Source organism: Acidobacterium sp. FHG110202_01, assembly GCF_059115305.1.
Map to the genome: position 1 here is coordinate 1 of NZ_JBZYWJ010000011.1, position 16,560 is coordinate 16,560.

Consider the following 16,560-nt stretch of genomic DNA (forward strand, 5'->3'; position numbering starts at 1 on the left):
ATCTGCGGGCCAGGGACACCGCCGCCAGGACCAGCTGCAATCTGCGGGCCAGGGACGCCACCACCAGGACCAGCTGCAATCTGCGGGCCAGGGACACCGCCGCCAGGACCAGCTGCGACAGTCTTTGCAAACAATGAACTAGCAACAATAGAAGACGCAAGAACAGGGAGGAGGAGGAAACGAGAAGGGTTTTTCACCAAGAGGCTCCATGCACAGATGTGTGCTGGCATAAGCCTAGCCGTTAACTTTCCTACGAGTGAAGTGTTTTGTAACTAAAAAATGAAAAAAAATTTCATTTTTGTAATGGAATGTCCTGGAGCAGGAAAGTCACAAAACACTGATTCAGCTTCGGGAAAGGATATGGAATCATTGTCTATCCCCACTTAAAAGACCATCTCAACTCCGGTGCTAAACTATTGTTTCCAGCCTCATTCAGAAGCGATAAGACATTGCCAGATCAGAATTCCAGTACAACGCAATCCCGCATTACCTACGCCGACGCCGGAGTAGACATTACCAGCGGCGATCGTGCCAAGCAACGTATTAAATATCTTGCTCAAAAGACTTTTACTCGTAATGTTTTGAGTGAGATAGGTGGGTTCGGCGGCCTTTTCAAGCTGGACTCGGCAAAGTATCAGCAGCCTGTCCTGGTATCGAGCGCAGATGGCGTGGGCACCAAACTGAAAGTGGCTTTTGAGCTCGGGATTCATCATACCGTCGGCGCCGACTTAGTTAACCATTGCGTCAATGACATCGCTGTGCAAGGCGCAACTCCTTTGTTTTTTCTCGATTACCTGGCCACCGGCCGTCTTGACCACTCCGTAACAGAAAAGATCGTCAGCGGACTTGCCGACGCCTGCCGCGCCAACGGTTGTGCCCTGATCGGAGGAGAAACCGCGCAAATGCCTGGTTTCTACGCCGACGGCGAGTATGATCTGGCTGGATTTATTGTTGGTGTCGTCGAAAAAGACAGAATTATTACAGGAGCAAAGGTCAAGATTGGTGACGTTCTTATTGGTTTGCCGTCTACGGGTCTTCATACCAATGGATATTCCCTGGCGCGCAAGCTCTTCTTCGAAGTGGCTGGCTACAAGGCCGAACAATACGTGAACGCGCTTAAGGAAAAGGCCGGCAGCGCCCTGATGAAGACCCATCGCAGTTATCTAAACGTAATCAAAAAGCTCACAGCAAGTGATTATGTTGCAGGGATGGCACACATCACCGGCGGCGGCATTACCGAAAATCTTCCGCGCATTCTGCCCAAGAGCATTTCTGCGATTGTGGAACTGGGCAGTTGGCCAGTTCTGCCAATCTTCGAGCATCTGCGCGAGTTGGGCAACGTTCCGCAAGAGGAGATGCTGCGCACATTTAATCTCGGTATCGGCCTCATCCTTGTAGTTCCGGCGGAAAAATTTAAGCGCGTCAAGTCAACGCTGGAGCGCGCAAATGAGAAGTTCTATGTCATTGGACGCACGGTCAAAGGCGACCGCAAGGTGATCTACCAGTGAACCAGGCGAAGCGCCTGGGAGTTCTGCTCTCCGGGCGCGGATCAAATTTCATCGCCATTACTGATGCCATCTCAGCCGGCAGATTACAGAACACTGAGATTGCAGTTGTGATATCAAATAAAGCTGATGCACCGGGGATCGACCGGGCGCGTGAGCGCGGATTAATAGCCCGCGTGATTGAAGCAAAGGGCCGCAAGCGCACCGAGCACGATGCAGAAATCATCGCCTGCCTCAAAGAACATCACGTCGATCTTGTCTGTCTCGCCGGATACATGCGGCTGCTCTCACCTGAATTTGTGCGCGCATTTCCCCAGCGCATTCTGAATATCCATCCGTCGCTGCTGCCTGCCTTTCCCGGACTCGACGCGCAGCAACAGGCGCTTGAATATGGAGTGAAAGTGGCCGGCTGTACAGTACATTTTGTCGACGAGCAGCTGGATCACGGAGTAATCGTGCTCCAGAAAACGGTGCCCGTGCTTGACGGTGATGATGCAGACTCGCTCGCTCGCCGGATCCTCGAACAGGAACATGTCGCTTATGCAGAGGCGATCGAGCGCGTTTTCTCCGGTAAGTATGAAATTATTGGCCGGCGCTATCTCCCTACCGACGGTATATAACGACTCTGTGTGAAGCGCTCTTCTGGTACACTGAAAAAGATTCAATCAATAAGAAAGCGCCGCCAGGAGCGCTTTTGTGCGAATCCTATCCACCAATATCGGGGAGTGGCTCAGCCTGGTAGAGCACCTGGTTCGGGACCAGGGGGTCGGAGGTTCAAATCCTCTCTCCCCGACCAATCTGAAAATAAGCACTTAAGTTAGTTGGTAGCCTCACCTCTCCTCCGCGTTCGTCGGAAACATGCACTCGATGCGTAATTCCTGTGCAGCAATGCATTGAGGAGTGCCCACAGTAGTGATGAGAGAAAAATATGAGAACCGTTGCCTCCCTCGCCGAAATACAATCGGCAAGACTGGACTGTGGGGTGCAGGCAATGGTTTCAATCCTGTAACTCCTGGATACTCTTGCAAACGTTTCAACAGCGTTCGGAGTTCCGCATCTAGAACCTGCCCTACCGCTTCCCGTCGAACCCGTTGCAACAGACTGGCCGCGACCTTTTCCCATTCCTCAACAAAGGGCCGCATTCCCGCTGGATCGAACATCAGATCGAGGAGATTGCGTGGCTTTGGCCTCTTTTCCAGATCGACGAAAGATCCAAAGAATCGAGGCGCGGCCTCATTGGTTCGGATCACATTCCAATGCCGGTCAAGGACCAGCGCAGGATGAGGCTCATGCTGCTTCAGCATTCGGTCGATCGCCTGGATCACGATCGCCATTTGCTCAGCATCCACTCTTTCCTCGCTGTATTGCGGTGCGTATCCGGCTGCAAGCAGCAGAGCATCCCGTTCGCGCAGGGGAATGTTCAAGGCATCGGAGATGACAGAGAGATAATCCCGGCTGGGAGAACTTCGTCCGCTCTCGACAAAGCTCAGATGGCGTTGCGAAATGCCCGTATCCATCGCAACGTCTAGCTGGCTTTTGCCGCGTTCCTGTCTCCAGTAGCGCAGCAGTTCGCCGAGTTGGAGAACTGCTGGATTGGACTGTGTTCCCATCACACTTTCCTCCTGTGATATACAGCACCGAACAGGCCGTACGGGCGGTGACTTTACGTGGCTGTATTCTTAGTGGCTACGCTCGCCACGCGTACTGCCGGAACGTCTCTTCAAGCGGCGGACTCGTGATGGTACCAGCGTAGTTTGTGATTGTTGAAGCTGCCACAATGGCGATGACCTCAAGAACCTGTTCCTGTGTAAAGCCGGAATTGACAAACGAATCGAGTTCCTGCTCGCTCAAATGCCCACGTTTCTCAATGAGCGTCTTTGCCAGGATATTAAGTGCAGCGAATCGCTTGTCCGTGGGCACGCGTTGTTCGCGAATCGCTGTGGTCTCTTCGGAAGAGACTCCCTGTCGGAGCGCAAGTGCGGTGTGGAAGGCTACGGCATACGTGCAGGAGTTTGCGACTGCGTCCGTCAAAAGAACGATCTGAATCTCCTGCTCATCGAGACTGCTGCTGTGGACCTGCTGAAATACGCCAACTAGCGAGTTGATGAGTTTTGGTGAATATGCAAGAGCGGCGGCGATGTTAGGTATCACTCCAAATGCTGCTTGCAGCTGTTCGAGCGCTGACTTCGAATTGTCAGGTGCTGAGGCAATCGTGTGAATCGGAAAAGTAAGCATTGCGATCTCCTGAGTCTGTAGCTCGCGGTAAACCCTGCGGCTTTGATCCCAATATCGGATGAATGATCACGCGCAGCAATTACCTTGTAGGTAATCGTCACGTGCTGATCCGAGGTTGCTGGAGGCAGCTAGCAGGTCGAGGCCGGCATGCGATGGTCCCCATTGGGTTCGATATCGGGATCGTAGTCGTTTACAGTGATTTCAGAAACGAGAGCGGCCGTTCGCGCGTCTGGCTGGCACCGCCCACGCGCATCTCGGGTCGCGCATTGCTGTGCGTGGACCGGTCAGACGCCGCTCGGCTCAACGAATCAGTTGAGCGATCCGGATGTCTCGAAAATTCTTGCGATTACTGAAGCTCCGGATACAAGTGAACAGGACAACCGGAGTCTGCCTTTACGGCAGAACGCCTGGACGGCGTTCGCGCTGGAATATTGTCTGCCGTGGGCCGGGCTGCCGCAATGGTTGCGGTTCGCTATGCGTACCGGCGGGTCGTGTAATCGCAAGACTTGCTGCAGGTTCCAGTCCTCGATTCGAACTTTATCAGCGCGGGCTAGCGGCAGCACGACCATTCTCTATGGAGAAGCTATTAAAGTCTGGTTGAATTCATCAATGAAGGTCTGGATAAGTCCGGTAAGCGACAATTTTCACGCCAAATGAGATTCCGTTCAGTTGAGATGTTTGCAGAAGCACCTCGAAGTAGGGCAGGCGGTTAACCCGGAGAGTTCTGCGAAACTGTTCCATTTGCTCTTCTGAGGTGAGAAACTCAGCCGCTGCGTTTGTGGCATTCGAACCTGTTCCGGCGAAGATGACCGCGTCACCGCTTTTGCTCGGGCTGGGAAGGTAGGCAATCACGCTGTATCCGATCGAACCCTGCGGACCCGAAGTTTCCCGGTAGATTGCCTGCTCGCCTGCGAGGGGGTGGTGATTGACCACGTACATCGTCAGTGTGTGATTGTCCTGGTCCAGGCCGAAGTTCATCTGGTTTTCGAAGAGAAATACCCAGGGGTTCGCTTTCCGCCCGCCGATCAGAATCACATTGTCTCGTTTGATGGAATCGGCCGAATAGAAGCGAGCCGCGGTCAGCTGGATTGACGAAGACAGCGGATCGAGCGCAAGAATCTGCTGTGCGGCGCGCAGATCACCGAAAGTCACCAGGTTGTGGCCAAAGATCCGATCCAGGTCCGCCTTGCGATCCGCGCTCATGTCGGAGGAGGAAACTCCGCTGATGTATGTACGGTCGAGATATTCGTTGAGTGTCACTGGATGCCCGGTGAATTCTTCGCTCACACTGACCGAAGAATCGGGAAGAACAATGTCTGTTTCCCGCTGCGAGCGCAGAAAATTCGCCCAGAACGAAGCCACCGCCGGCTCATCTTCCCACGGGCGTATTTGCCTTCGTATCGCATGATTTTGCCAGCCCAGCCAGCCGCACGCCACGGCCAGAAGCACGCATGCAACCGGCCATACAATCTGTGCAAAAATGTTGCGACGGCCCGGAACCGTGATCTCCTGGACGGGAACCGCCGCAGTCCCAAGCCGGAATTCGTCCTGTGCAGGAGCGAAAAGCTGCATGGGTTCGGCCACCCGGCGATGAAAGACTGGCTTATAGCTTCCGCGAGGAATCTCGAAAACCCAGGGTTCGTGCGCGCCGGAAGTTGAAAACCAGGAGTCGATGCGCTTCCTCAACTCCGTAGCATTCACCCGGACAATATTGTCTGAGCTGCGGTCATAGGAAGCAGGCCTGCCAAACACCCTGGTTCCGACTTCCTGCTCGTGAATCTCCGGGCTGCCTTCCTGGATCGATCGTTTCCCGACGTAAAGCAGGAAATCTCGCAGCCGGACTGACCGGCTGAATTGCTCGCTGGCGGCTACCCGTTCGATGAGCGCCCATTGTTCTTCTATGCCGAGTTGTTCTTCCGCAACGTTCGTAGCTGGCTTATTCGAGATGGACGCCATAGCTGACTGCGTTTCCAAGTCTAACGGGCCGCGCTGCTTTTAGGCAATCGAACCATGCCATTTGGGGCGGTTTGCAGCGCTCTTAACAGGGCCTCCGGATGGCCCATAGCGTGTCATCTCTATGTTGTTAATTACAAGATGGTTATATGTATTCTGGCAGTAAAATTAACGGTAAAAAATAAAGGTCTTTCCGGTAAATTGACTTGCCAGCTATTCTCCTGCTTTTGAACAATCCGCACTTGTGATTTCAATTCATAAGTTGTTTCTCCAAGGAATCCAAAGCACTGAACAAAACCAAAATTCAGGATTTCTACGGATTGAGCTTTAGGAGGATTACGGTAATGACGCAACCTTCAGATCAGGCATTGCTGTCGGCGAATCTGCGCCAGGCAGCCAGGATTTTCCTGCTGATTCTCGTTTGTGGCACGTTTTGTCTCGGAGCATCCGCGCAGCGGTACCTGGGCGCTATCGGAGGACAAATTTCGGACACCTCGGGCGCCAAGGTAGCCGGCGCCAACGTGACCGCCATCGAAGCAACCACACGGTTTACCACGAATGTCGTCACCGCCGCTGACGGAACCTACCAGATGCCGGCTCTGCAGCCTGGCACGTACAGCATCACCGTTGTGGCCTCGGGCTTCCGCAAGGAAACAAAAGTCGGCGTCGTCCTGACTGCCGGTCAGACGGTGCAGATGGACATGAACCTGCAACCGGGGAGCGTGAGCGAGACGGTGCAAGTGACGGCGGATACTTCGCTGATCGACACGTCCTCGCCGACTGTCGCTACTACCCTGAGTACGAAGGAAGTGACCGACCTGCCCAACGAAGGGCGGAACCCATATGTGATGGCAACGCTTGCTGCAGGTGTGATCCCGACTACCGGCAACTACTTCCAGGCCAAGTCCAGCCAATACACCAATCCGTACAGCGGCGCAGCCGTGGCGATCATCGCTGACGGCAACAGCGGTCACAACCGGCTGACTTTGGACGGCATTCCGAATGACGCGGCGGAGCGGTTTTCGGGAACCACCTACCTGAACTTCGTGCCCTCTCCTGAGGCCGTTCAAGAGGTGAAGATCGAGAATGGCATGTTCGACGCGCAGATCGGACACGGCAACGGAACCGTAACCAACACGGTTGTCCGGACCGGCAACAACAATGTCCACGGCGCAGCCTACTATGTTTTCCAGAACACCTACCTGGATGCCAATACTTATGAAAAGGCCGGCCTCGGACAACCGCGCAACAATAATCAGGTGAGCCAGACGGGTCTTGTCATCGACGGCCCGGTTTACATTCCCAAACTCTACGACGGACGCAACAAGACTTTCTTCATGTTTTCATTTGAGCGCTACGCCACGCACACGGCCGTCAACTACAACTCACGCGTACCCACTCCGGCCGAGCTCAGCGGCGACTTCTCCGGCCTCTGCTCCGTGTTCAACTCCAGCGGGCTGTGCACCTCCGGCGTTCAGCTTTATGCTCCCAATTCTCCGGTCGACGCCAGCGGCAATCGCACCCAGTACTATGCGTACAACAACATTGCTTCTGCAATGAACGCCACCGGCGCGGCATTTGCGACCTACCTCCCCGGCCCTAACGTGACCGGCGCGACGGCGGTAAGCCCGGTCAACTACATCTCAACCCAGACCTCGTATCCGAGCACCTATCCTTCGTTTATTGCCCGCTTCGATCATGCATTCGGGGATAAAAACAAGATCAACGTGATCGGCTTCCGCTCCGGACTCACGCAGAGCTACCCGTTGCAGGGTTTTCCCAAAGGCATTGGTCCCACCAATAGCAGCACTGGTTACGGCTACAGCGTCTACAGGAATAACCGCGGCGGCAGCGTGGACGATGTGCAGCAATTCTCGCCTACCATGGTGCTCGACTCCCGGTTCGGGCTCATTTATCACCCTTTCGGGCTCATCTATCCCGGCAATTCCAATTTCAATCTCAGTTCGTTGGGTATGACCACATCGGGCCTACCCTATAACACGTTTCCCGGCGAATACATGAACTCCGACGGCTACGCCGGCCTGGCTCCGGGTGCGGGCGGACAGGTCAGCGAAGACACAGTAGCTTCGCTGGAAGAGATTCTGACTAAAGTGTGGGGGCGGCATTCCGTCCGCTTCGGCTGGGAAGGGAATCTGAGCCGCTACAACGTGCAGAATCCACAGAGCGGCTTTGGCATCAACGCCCAATCCGGCGCAGGATTTGTCTTCGACCGCAGTTTCACACAGCATAATGTGGATGCGGTTGTAGGCTCGGATCCAAATTCGGGCGATCCCATGGCCGATATGCTGCTCGGCTATTTCACTACGGCCAACTACAGTATCAACATCGCCTACGCCCTGCAGCAGCTTTACTCGGCGCCGTTTGTACAGGACGATTGGCGCGTGAACGACAAGCTCACACTCAACCTCGGCGTGCGCTGGGATTACGAGTCGCCCTTCACGGAGCGCTACAACCGCCTGGTTTCCGGCTTTTGCACAACCTGCACGAATCCATTGCAGGCGTCGGTACCGGGCCTGGCATTGAAGGGCGGACTCCAATATGTAGACTCCGACAATCGCTTTCCGTATCCACGCGCCTTGCACAACTGGCAGCCGCGTCTGGGTGCAGCTTACGCTGCGACCCCAACCACGGTTTTCCGCGCAGGATTTGGCATCATGTACTTTAATACGCTGGAGACGCCATTCTCCTCAGGCTTCAGCCAGGCAACCAGCTACACATATGCGCCCAACGCCGCAGTGAACGGAGCTCCCATCAATACAATGACGAACCCGTTCCCGACAGGTGTGACGCTGCCGACGGGAAGCTCGTTGGGCCTGGCGACTGCTCTTGGACAGAACATCAATTTCAACGATCAAAATCACGTGCAGCCCAGGACAGCCGACTACACCCTGAACGTTCAGCAGCAGTTTCCCGGTAATATCGCGCTGCAGGTTTCCTATGTAGGCGCGCGGCCCACAAGGCTGGAGGTGACCCATAACATTAACTTCCTGCCTGCGCAGTATTACAACCAGGGCAGCGCCGAGGTCAGCTATTTGAACGCGACTGTGCCCAACCCCATGGCCGGCCAGATTCCAAGCAATGCCGCGCTGAATGGCGCGACCATCCAGCGGTATCTGCTGCTGCTGCCGTACCCGGAATTTGGGACTGTGACGGCGAATTACTCGTCGATTGGAACCGCGCCGTATAACTCGCTGCAGGTCCAGGTGAGCCGCCCGATGAAGAATCACTTCTCATTGCAGGGCAACTTCACGTGGGACAAGGTAATGCTGCATAACGCGTACCTGAACCCGTTCGATACCAAGCTGGAATCGGTGCAGGATGCGAACTCCACGCTGCTGGCGAACATCTTTGGCACCGTGGAATTGCCCAAGTTTGCAGCGAAACCATGGTGGATGCGTGAGACGATCGGCGGGTGGCAGTTTAACGCTGTGTTCCGCGCAGTGAATGGCGGCCTGATTTCGGCGCCGAATAATGTAAACATCATCGGTTCTGTTCGACAGTCTCACCCCACCTATGGACGATATTTCAATACCTGCTACGAGGACGCCAGTGGTCAGCTTGTGGCCTCTACACCCTCGGCGCCTGCCTGCGATGCGCTTTCCCCGAACCCGGCATACCAGCAGCGGCTTGCGTACACGTCACAAAACAACAGCACGGTCATCGGCGTACGGGAGAGGATCCATCCGCTGGCTGATGCATCGCTCTTTAAGCAGTTCCCGATTCGCGAAGGCGCCAGCTTCGAGATTCGCGGTGAGTTCTTCAATCTTCTCAACACTGTGAACTTCGGCGGTCCTGGCACCAACCTCGGCAGCTCGAGTTTCGGTGTAGTGACGCTGACGCAGGCGAACGATCCTCGCATCGGGCAACTGACTGCGCGTATTAACTTCTGATCTGCGCTAAAAACCTGGGCAGTGCCTGCAACGCTGCGGGCGCTGCCTCATTCCTGCTTTCTTATTACAACGGTTCCACAAAGCACGTAACCAGTCCGGTATTCTGCCGGCAGGCTCTCCAGGAAAGAGCCATACAACCAGGGACCCTCGGGATACAGCCCTTGTGGAACCGCAGTAATTCCTAATGCGCGCATGAAACCATATACTCTTTTTGCCTCTGTTTTAGTCTTCTCGGTCGCCTCTCTGCTTTTTGCCTCACCACCCCCGTCGCAGTCCCGCCCCGACGTAGCGACAGACGTCCTGCGCGAGGGCTTTGCTTCTCCGCCCACGGACGCCAAAGTGCGCTGTTACTGGTGGTGGCTCAACGGCAACACCACCGCGGAAACCATCACCCACGACCTCGAGGGGATGAAGTCCCACGGATATGCCGGGGCAATTCTGGTGGACGCGGACGGTTCTGGGCAGCAGGGCAACGAAGAAGTGCGCACAGGCCCGGCAATTGGAAGTCCTGCGTGGATGGCGCTCTTTGTCCATACTCTGAAGGTCGCGCAAAGCCTTGGTCTCGAGATCAGTCTCAACGTCACCAGTCGCTGGGATGTGGGCATCATCGGTGGTCCGACCGTAACTCCCGCTGACGCCATAAAGCTTCTCACATACTCGCGAGCGGTCGTGGATGGTGCGGGAGAGAAGACGCTCAAACTGCCTCCACCAGCGATCGAAAACGGTTTCTATCGTCCCATTGCGACCCTTGCCTATCCTCTGCATCATGGCGCGCCGCTTGCTGGCGCCGAAGGAAGCGGTCGCAGCGCCATCCTTGACCTGCGTGCCAAAACAGCATCCACCGAAACAGGGTTTTCCATGCCCGCATCGAATCGGGTGCTGCGCAATGCGCCATCAGTTGCTGACGAGCAGGATGCCAGCGTGAGTCAGGTGATCGATATCAGCTCTCATGTGAACGCCGATGGCGTCCTGCACTGGTCATTCCCATCCGGCACATGGGAGGTGTTGAGGATCGGCTATACCGACACAAGCAAACGCCTGATCGACTCTGCGGGAACTCCGCTCGGTTTGCCGCTCGACGTAATGAGCACCCACGCCTTTGACGATTACTGGAATCAGGCCGTGATGCCCCTGCTCGATGCGGCGAGGCCCTACATCGGCACGAGCCTGCGTTATCTGGTGACGGATAGCTGGGAGGCTGGAGGCACAAACTGGACCGACGGATTCAGGGAAGAATTCAAGCGCCGTCGCGGCTACGATCCGGTTCCTTACCTGCCCATCATTGCCGGACGCATTCTGGAGAACCGCGAGATCAGCAACCGGTTTCTCTTTGACTTGCGGCGTACCGTCGCCGATCTGATCGCCGAAAACTATTACGACCGTTTTGCCGAATACGCGCGCAAAAATGGCCTGGGTAACCATCCCGAGGCCGGCGGCCCGCATGGCGCACCCATCGACGCACTGGAAAACTTCCGCAGCGTCTCGTTTCCGCAGGCCGAGTTTTGGGCCGTCTCCGGCACGCATCGCATCACAGATCAGGAACGCTTCTTTGTGAAAGAAGCGTCGAGCGCAGCACACATCTATGGCAAGCAATTTGTCGCTGCTGAAGGGCTCACCAGCATGGCCCTGGCCGCATGGTCGGAGTCTCCGGGCCGCAACCTGCAACCCACCTTCGATCGCGCGCTCACCGAGGGCCTCAATCGGCTTTTCTGGCATGAGTTCACCTCATCACCCGCCGAGTATGGCAAGCCCGGTCAGGAGTACTTTGCCGGCACACACCTCAATCCAAATGTGACCTGGTGGAATCAAGCTGGCCCACTGCTGCTGGCCTTCAATCGCGCACAGTTTCTCCTCCAGCAGGGCCACTCTGTCTCTGACCTGTTGTACTTCTACGGCGAACAGGTCCCCGGAATGGTCCGCGTTAAAAATGACGATCCTGCACATGTCCTTCCTGGTTACGACTACGACGTCACCAGTGAAGATGCGCTCCTCAGCCGCATGCAGTTCTCCGCTGCGGACCTGCACACACCCGAAGGGGTGCATTATCGGGCTCTGGCGCTTCCCGATTCTCGCAGCCTGTCATATCCTGCCCTGCAATGGATCGGCCGGTTCGTGCAGCAGGGTGGCGTAGTCATTGGGCTGAAGCCGCTCGGTCCCCTCGGACTGATTCCTCCACAGGAACAGGCGGAATACACGCGCATTGCCGACGCTGTGTGGGAAGGCTGCGATAGGGGAGCACCCGAGTCCCACTACGGTCATGGACGTGCTGAATGCACGGCTGACGCAAGAGCCGCATTGACCGCGATGGGCGTTGCTCCCGATTTCAATTACAAACTGCACGGCGATCCTGCAACTGCCGAAGCCGCCCAGTCTTTCGACTACGTTCATCGCCAGACGGCCGATGCGGACATCTACTTCGTCCGCAACACGCTCGACAAACCCCTGCAGGCAACGTTGTCATTCAGGGTGCGCGGCCGCGCACCGGAGCTGTGGATGCCCGATGACGGGTCGACAACCACGGCACTCGTCTATCATGAAACAAAAGACGGCCACACGGAGATCCCGCTTACGTTTCCTGCCACAGGGTCGGTTTTTCTGATCTTCAGGCGGCCACCAGCTCTGCATTTCACCGGTATCAATCGGGGCGGAGAAGAGATTTATCCTTCGATTCGCCAGGGCGTCGGGGTCTTTGCGAGTGATTCCACCACGTTCGCCGCGTTCGAGCCAGGAACGTATGCCGCAACGGATTCCAATGGTCACAGCACAAGTTTTGTCGTTCAGAACGACGACAACAGAGCAGCAACATTTGGTGCGTGGACGTTATCTTTTCCAGATGGATGGGGAGCGCCATCTTCTATCCCTGTTCAGCACTTCGAATCCTGGACGGAATCAACAAATCCAGGTGTGCGCTATTTCTCCGGAACAGCGACCTATCGAGCAACGCTGCATCTGTCCGCTGCGCATCTCTCGGCCCGTCGCCAGATATGGCTGAATCTGGGCCGGGCACACGAAATCGCCTCGGTTGCGGTGAACGGCACCTCGGTGCAGACGTTATGGAGAGCACCTTTCGTGGCGCGTATCGATCGCCAACTGCACGCAGGTGATAATACCGTGGAGATTCAAGTGACCAATCTATGGCCAAACCGGATCATCGGAGATCTGCAGCCCTCGGCCAGGGCTCGTTACACTCAAACCAATGTTCGTGCCTACTCTAAAGATTCTCCACTTCTTCCTTCGGGGTTGCTCGATCCCGTCATCATCCAGGTGACCAGCGAACAACGGCTCCGGTAGCGCGCGATGTTTGCTGCATATTCCACATTTTGTTTCGGAGGTCTGCCCCAGCAGCAACCCGACGACGAATACAAGCCGGTCTGGTCCTTCCCCTGTACCATCTCGGGGCCTGTGTATGTATTAGTTGAAAAATCGCATCACTAAGGTTGAATCAATTCAACTGCGCAAGTCCTGATCCTCAATAAATTGAGTAGGGGTCATACCCATAACCCGCTTGAACATTGCGGTGAAAGCTCCGGGTGCTTCATAGCCGAATTCTGCCGCCAGAGTTGTTATTGATATCCCCTCAATCAGCCATGCAGTTGCAGTCATGGCACGAAACTGATCGCGCCAACACCGGAATGACATTCCGGTTTCCCTCTGGAAAAGGCGAGCCAGAGTGCGGGGGGAGGCTCCCACCAGCTTTGCCCATTCCTCCAGCGTTCGAGTATTCCCTGGATCCGATGCCATGTCTTGTTCAATCGCCTGGAGACGCGGGTCATGCAAGACAGGTATGAACTTCGTATGAGCCGGTGACCAGTCAATCTCCTCCAACAATAACGCAATGATTCTTCCATCATGTCCTTGTTCGTCATATTCCACCGGCATTGTCACGGCGCGCCGCACCAGCTCTTTCAAAAGTGGAGAAACATACAGGACTCGAGGTTCCTTCGGAGCAGAATTTGGGCAGGAGTCTGAACAGATATAGAGTGTCCGCATTTCCAAAGCAGTAATGGCGCCCGTCTGATGTGGGTAGCTTGGCGGAAACCAGACAGCACGAAGAGGAGGAACGATCCAGGTGCCTTCATCCGTGGTGACTTTCATCGTTCCGGATTCGGCATAAAGGAACTGCGCGCGTGAATGCTGATGAAGATATCCGGTATAACCGCCGGGGTAAGATTTGGCCATCGCACCGATCGGTCTCGCGACCTGTTGATAGAACTCGTGATCCGTACTTCTTTCCATAAGCTGTCTGATTCGGCGCAATAATTGGCTGAATTCGCGTAGCCGTCTGCGTGGTCTTATATTAATCTAAATACGACCTTTTCAGTCTTAATTCAAGACCAATGAAATCAAAATGTTGAACTTTGAGTTTCAGATATAACCCTGTTGCATTTGCTTCGGATCAAGAAGCGTCTTGGGAATAAAGAGAAAGGCCTCCGCGGCAGTCTTTTGGCGAAGCACCGTGGAGGCCGGAGATCGACAACCCGAAGGCTGACGACTGTTTCTACTCTAGATCAGTCACGCACCTTCGGAAAAAAGAAAGGTGCATGGCAGTGGATTCTCGTCACTTGCGGCTCACCGGAGCCAGCTTCATTTTCCTCCTATCTGCAATCCCACTTTTTTGCCAGAACCAGGCTGGACCGCCGGCATGCACTTTCGGAAGTTCTCAACAGACTGTGAGCGGGACAGTCTCGGATGTGAGCGGAGCGAAGATCACCTCCGCCACTGTTCGGCTTGAGTGTGGGGAGCGAACCTTCGAGAGCAGGACAGATGCTTCTGGCCGCTTTGCGCTAAACATTCCGCAAGGAACATATCGTCTTCGAGTCGACGCGGCAGGCTTCGCGCTTTTCACGAAATCGCTGTCTGTAGACAACCACGAGCAAAATGTCGAAGCTACTCTCTCGGTGCAGGATGCCTCGACCAGTGTGACTGTGCGGGCTGAAGCGGGATACGTCGCAATCGACAGCACGTCGGCGACGAAGATGGATACACCGCTGCTTGAAACGCCGCAGTCCATCTCGGTGATCACACGCGATCAGATAGACGCGCAGGCGCCACAGGACCTGCATGAAGCCCTTCGCTACGCCCCCGGCATAATCGCGGAATCTCTAGGTACAGCCTCGTCATTCTGGAGCGCGAGCAGCCTGCAGTTAAGAGGCTTCACCCCGAATATTTATCAGGATGGGCTCACGGATGATTCTTATGGTAATACTCTGCTGGATTCATACTTCTACCAGCGCATCGAGGTACTGGAAGGACCCTCCTCCGTACTGTATGGGCAGGGCAATCCTGCAGGACTGGTCAATGTAGAAAGTAAGCGTCCTCTGGCCTCGTCTTTCCGCGAGGTTCAGCTGGGTTTCGGAACTTTTGGCCGATATCAGGGAAACTTCGATTTCAGTGGGCCGCTCCTGTCTCCACATTTCCTATACCGGTTGACCGGTGTCGGGTTCACCGAGGGTACTCAGACCTGGTACGTTGACGCGAAACGTCTTGCCATCGGGTCGGCGGTTACCTGGATACCGGATGCCAGGACGAGCCTCACGCTGCTGACCAATTACACGTTCAACCCTGAAGTGGGAGCCTATGCTTATCTGCCGGCCAGTGGTACGGCAGTTCCCAACCCGAATGGAAAAATCGCTGTCGGATTTTTTTCTGGTGATCCGAATTTTAATCAGACCAAACAATCGTTTCTGCAATTAGGCGATGTTTTCACGCGAACTTTCGTTCACGACTGGCGAGTCGAACAGAACTTCCGGTTCACTGGCAACCGGGACCTTGCCGAGATGATCTGGCCGAATGGAGTGGAAGCCGATGAGGCAACGCTTGACCGTTATTCCTTCATACGTCATGTCAGCTACAACTCCATCCTCTCCGACAACCGGATTGCGAAAGTCCTCGACCTGGGCAAGATCCGGCAGACGCTTCTCGCCGGCGTGAACTATACGCACTACCGGGAGCATTGGAATTGGGGCAACGCCGCTGTTCCCTCGATCAATATGTTTCATCCCGTCTACCACCAGCAGATTGCTGTACCCAAGCTTACGGGTATCGAGCTTTCGACAACAGATCAGACGGGTGTCTACTTTCAGGACCAGGCTTCAGCCGGAAACCTGCGTCTCTCGTTTGGTGGCCGCCAGGACTGGTTCACAAACGACATTAACGAGACAGGTGGCTCTCTTCATAAAGATGACGGCAGATTCACTCTGAGGACGGGAGCAGTGTATCTGCTTGGTCATGGCATTGCGCCTTACTTCAGCTATGCGACTTCGTTTCAGCCAGACCTTGGGTTAGCAGCAGACGGGTCTGCACTGCCTCCGACGACAGGAAAACAGTATGAAGGCGGAATCAAATATCAGCCGGAGCATATAAATCTTCTGGTGACGGCGGCTGTGTACGACCTGACAGAGCAGAATGTCGCTACGACTGATCCGAACAATCCCAATTTCACAATTCCCGTTGGCGAGATCCACTCACGAGGATTCGAATTGCAGGGCCGCTCAAGTCTTGGCCGCCGCCTGAGTGTCGTTTCCTCTTACTCCTATACCGATTCGAAATACAGCAAATCGAATACAGACGGTGTCGGTATCGATGGCAAGACCTTGCCTACGCAGGGTAAGTATCAGTACGCAGTACCGCGGAATACAGCTTCGTTATGGCTGGATTACAACCTTCCCTGGATTCTGGTTCGGGGCCTCGGAATCAGTGCAGGCAGCCGGTTCATCGGCTCAAGCTGGGGCGACAATGTGAATTCTTTCAAAGCGGCTGGTGCAACGGTCTTCGATGGAGCATTCCATTACGACTTCAATAGCGACCTGCCTGTGCTGCGTGGGACTCGCCTGCAGCTGAACGCCAATAATCTCGGCAATCGCACTTATGTTGCTTCCTGTCAGAGCACGCAAGAGTGCTATTACGGCCTTGCGCGAACTGTTTATGGCACTCTGCGCTACCGCTGGTAAAGAACG

9 protein-coding genes and 1 tRNA gene are annotated in these 16,560 nt (G+C 55.2%); 6 read left to right on the plus strand and 4 right to left on the minus strand.

All coding sequences use genetic code 11. The annotated features are described in order from the left end of the window. The first annotated feature begins 449 nt into the window (after positions 1-449). The 3 genes from purM to AC5S16_RS20880 all read left to right on the plus strand — a co-directional run bounded on the left by purM (position 450) and on the right by AC5S16_RS20880 (position 2,301). The gene (gene purM / locus AC5S16_RS20870; RefSeq protein ID WP_493932051.1) at positions 450-1,508 is read left to right on the plus strand and encodes a phosphoribosylformylglycinamidine cyclo-ligase; all 1,059 of its coding nucleotides are present in this window, start codon (positions 450-452) and stop codon (positions 1,506-1,508) included. Continuing rightward, positions 1,505-2,125 carry a phosphoribosylglycinamide formyltransferase gene (purN, locus tag AC5S16_RS20875; RefSeq protein WP_493932052.1) on the plus strand — a complete coding sequence of 207 codons (621 nt, stop codon included), beginning with the start codon at positions 1,505-1,507 and terminating at the stop codon, positions 2,123-2,125. Before purM ends, purN begins: the two co-directional genes overlap by 4 nt. A 99-nt stretch (positions 2,126-2,224) precedes the next feature. Then, a tRNA-Pro gene (locus tag AC5S16_RS20880) sits at positions 2,225-2,301 on the plus strand. A gap of 34 nt (positions 2,302-2,335) precedes the next feature. Here AC5S16_RS20880 and AC5S16_RS20885 read toward each other — a convergent pair. The 3 genes from AC5S16_RS20885 to AC5S16_RS20895 all read right to left on the minus strand — a co-directional run bounded on the left by AC5S16_RS20885 (position 2,336) and on the right by AC5S16_RS20895 (position 5,696). Further along, positions 2,336-3,115 (minus strand): helix-turn-helix domain-containing protein, encoded by a 780-nt coding sequence (locus AC5S16_RS20885; RefSeq protein WP_493932053.1) that lies wholly within the window; start codon positions 3,113-3,115, stop codon positions 2,336-2,338. 76 nt (positions 3,116-3,191) lie between these two features. Further along, positions 3,192-3,740, minus strand: coding sequence for a carboxymuconolactone decarboxylase family protein (locus AC5S16_RS20890; protein ID WP_493932054.1), 549 nt, complete (start codon positions 3,738-3,740; stop codon positions 3,192-3,194). A 606-nt stretch (positions 3,741-4,346) separates the two neighbouring features. Then, positions 4,347-5,696 carry a hypothetical protein gene (locus AC5S16_RS20895; RefSeq protein ID WP_493932055.1) on the minus strand — a complete coding sequence of 450 codons (1,350 nt, stop codon included), beginning with the start codon at positions 5,694-5,696 and terminating at the stop codon, positions 4,347-4,349. A gap of 341 nt (positions 5,697-6,037) precedes the next feature. Between AC5S16_RS20895 and AC5S16_RS20900 the strand changes: the two genes are divergently transcribed. Then, complete coding sequence (locus AC5S16_RS20900; RefSeq protein ID WP_493932056.1) at positions 6,038-9,604, plus strand: carboxypeptidase-like regulatory domain-containing protein; 3,567 nt, start codon at positions 6,038-6,040, stop codon at positions 9,602-9,604. A 192-nt stretch (positions 9,605-9,796) separates the two neighbouring features. Continuing rightward, on the plus strand, positions 9,797-12,895 hold the full coding sequence (locus AC5S16_RS20905) for a glycosyl hydrolase (RefSeq protein ID WP_493932057.1): 3,099 nt from the start codon (positions 9,797-9,799) through the stop codon (positions 12,893-12,895). 156 nt (positions 12,896-13,051) lie between these two features. Here the strand turns inward: AC5S16_RS20905 and AC5S16_RS20910 are convergent, their stop codons facing one another. Then, a complete protein-coding gene (locus AC5S16_RS20910) occupies positions 13,052-13,840 on the minus strand; it encodes an AraC family transcriptional regulator (protein WP_493932058.1) in 789 nt (262 codons plus the stop codon). 434 nt (positions 13,841-14,274) lie between these two features. On the opposite strand from AC5S16_RS20910, the gene AC5S16_RS20915 reads away from it, so the two are divergent. Continuing rightward, on the plus strand, positions 14,275-16,554 hold the full coding sequence (locus AC5S16_RS20915; RefSeq protein ID WP_493932059.1) for a TonB-dependent siderophore receptor: 2,280 nt from the start codon (positions 14,275-14,277) through the stop codon (positions 16,552-16,554). Positions 16,555-16,560 lie beyond the last annotated feature (6 nt).